The following is a 646-nucleotide window of genomic DNA, read 5'->3' on the forward strand; positions in this document are numbered from 1 at the left end:
TGACCGGTTCCGTCTCCGCGTCGTTGTGCCGCATCGCCCAGTTCTCCAGGGCGATCCGGCATGCGTGGTCGACATGGCGCAGGCCGGACAGGTCCAGCTCGATGGGACGGTCCTTCGGCAGCGCCTCCAATTGCTCCATGATGCGCGGCAGTCGAAGGAACGTCGCGTTGCCGGTGACCGAGACCACCATGCGGCCGCCGGTGAGTTCGTGGACGTCGACGTGGAGGTGGGAGATCTCCCACGCGGTCTTGACCACCGCGAGCAGCAGTCCGAGGACCACACCCTCGAAGAGGTTCGTGACCAGGACCGCCAGCGCCGTGATGGCGAGGATCACCGCTTCGCCGCGGTGCTCCCGCCACAGCGGGCGCAGGTCCTTGACCGGTACGAGCTTGCAGCCCGCGTGCACCAGGACGCCGGCGAGTGCCGCGAGCGGGATGACGCCGATCGCCGCCGGCAGCAGCGCGGCGAACAGCAGCAGCCACAGGCCGTGCAGGATCCGGGAGAGCGGAGTCCGCGCACCCGCCTGGACGTTGGCGGCGCTGCGCACGATGACCGCGGTCATCGGCAGCGCGCCGAGCGCCCCGCAGACCGTGTTCCCCACGCCCTGCGCCATGAGTTCCTTGTTGTAGTCCGTGCGCGGACCGTC

At 69.8% G+C, this 646-nt stretch carries 1 protein-coding gene; it reads right to left on the reverse strand.

What is annotated here, in order from left to right; genetic code table 11:
* Positions 1–646, reverse strand: a 646-nt coding sequence (locus tag CU044_RS26335) for a SulP family inorganic anion transporter (protein WP_129771249.1), incomplete at both ends; no start/stop codon positions are given.

The sequence above is a fragment of the Streptomyces sp. L-9-10 genome, assembly GCF_004151105.1.
In the GTDB taxonomy this organism is placed as follows: domain Bacteria; phylum Actinomycetota; class Actinomycetes; order Streptomycetales; family Streptomycetaceae; genus Streptomyces.